Consider the following 1,802-nt stretch of genomic DNA (forward strand, 5'->3'; position numbering starts at 1 on the left):
GTGAGTGCTGGGATAACGCCCCGATGGAGCGTTTCTTTGGGAGCCTTAAATCAGAGTGGGTGCCAGAAGATGGCTACAACTCTGAGCATGAAGCCCGCATAGACGTGCAACGCTACGTGATGCGTTACAACAACGTCAGGCTCCATAGCTACAACGGCTATCGTTCACCGGTAGCTATGGAAAAACTGGCGGCATGAAAACCGTAACTGGTGTCCAAAATTAGTTGACCAGTTCAAGCTCGCTCCCACAATGTCCGGGGCTTAACTGACTGGCATTAGGGCAAGCCCGCTCCCACAGGGGGAATGTGTTGTTTTTGATAGACAAAAAAAAGCCCCGCGACCGAATGAGACGCAGGGCTAAGGAACGGGTTGGCTGCGGCCAACCAAAGGAGCATTTCAAAACATCGGGTCAGTTGCTGGCGACCGTCTCCGGCTGCCAGCCACCGCCAAGGGCCTTGTAGATCGCGACGATGCCGCGATACAGATCGACTTCAGCCTGGGCCTGGGTGTCTTCGGCGGCCAGGCGTTCCCGTTGGGCGTCGAGCAGCACAAGGACATCGGCCGTGCCTTCGCGGTAGCGGATCTCGGCGAGATCGGCTGCGGAACGGCTGGACTCACTCTGACGAATCAGCGAAATCAGACGCTGCTGGCGTTTGCCGTAGTCGCTGAAAGCGTTTTCCGATTCTTCCAGGGCCAGCAACACTTGCTGCTCATAGGTCGCCAGGGCGCCTTCGGCATCGGCGTCGGCACCGCGCAAACGGGCCTTCACACTGCCCAGGTCAAACGCCGCCCAGGTGATGCTCGGGCCGAGCGCCCAGGCGTTGGCCGCCGAGGAGCCGATCTGCGAACCGCGCCCGGCGGTAAAACCGAGGAAGCCGCTGAGGCTGACCCGCGGGAACAGATCGGCCTTGGCCACGCCGATACGCGCCGTGGCCGAGGCCAGTTGGCGTTCGGCACTGCGAATGTCCGGACGGCGTTGCAGCAGTTCCCCCGGATCACCGATCGGCAGGGCCTTGGCAATCGCCGGCAGGTCTTTCGGGCTCAGGTCCACGGTCAGCTTGTCCGGACGTTCACCCAGCAGGGTGGCGATACGGTTTTTCTGCCGAATCTGTTCGGCCTGCAATTGCGGCACGCTGGCTTCGACCGACGCCAGTCGCGCATCGGCCCGTTCCACATCAAGCTGATCGCCGACGCCGGCATCCCGCAGGCTGACGGTGATCTTGCGCGACTCCTGCTGGTTCTCCAGGTTGGCCAGGGCGATTTTCTCCCGCAGTTGCGCACCGCGCAGTTGACCGTAGGAATCCACCAGTTCGGCAATCATGGTGACTTGCAGTTGGTACAGATCGGCCTCGAACGCCTGCTGTTCGGCGTTGGCCGACTCCAGGTTGCGCTGGATGCGGCCGAACAGATCGACCTCCCACGCCATGTCCAGGCCCAGGTCGTAGCGTTCGCTGTTGACCCGGTCGGTGGTCTGGCCGGGAATCTGGCCTTTGCCCAAATCACTGCTGACGCGGCTGGTGATGGTCGGCATGGCGTCGTTGCTGACGTCATCGCGGATCGCCCGTGCGGCTTTCCAGCGGGCGAAAGCGACGCGTAAATCGCGGTTGCCTTGCAGGGATTGCGTCACCAACTGGTTGAGGGTCGGGTCTTCGAACTGTTGCCACCAGATGCCTTCGAAACGGGAACGGTCAAAATTCTTCTGGCCGGCGGCGCCATCGGTGGCGGCCGTGATGTTGGCCGCCTCGGTGGTTGGCGTCTTGTAGTCCGGGCCCACGGCACAGGCACTCAGGGCCAGTACCAGCA

The 1,802-nt window shown here is 61.8% G+C and carries 2 protein-coding genes; one reads left to right on the forward strand and one right to left on the reverse strand.

Annotated features, from left to right (window positions below; genetic code table 11):
• A partial coding sequence (locus tag ACXRVY_RS27080; RefSeq protein ID WP_457265921.1) for an integrase core domain-containing protein occupies positions 1–197 on the forward strand: 197 nt, incomplete at its 5' end.
• 211 nt (positions 198–408) lie between these two features.
• Here ACXRVY_RS27080 and ACXRVY_RS27085 read toward each other — a convergent pair.
• Entirely contained in the window at positions 409–1,800 is a 1,392-nt protein-coding gene (locus ACXRVY_RS27085) for an efflux transporter outer membrane subunit (protein WP_458238738.1), read from the reverse strand.
• Positions 1,801–1,802 lie beyond the last annotated feature (2 nt).

The organism is Pseudomonas sp. P5_A2_2 (genome assembly GCF_054177685.1).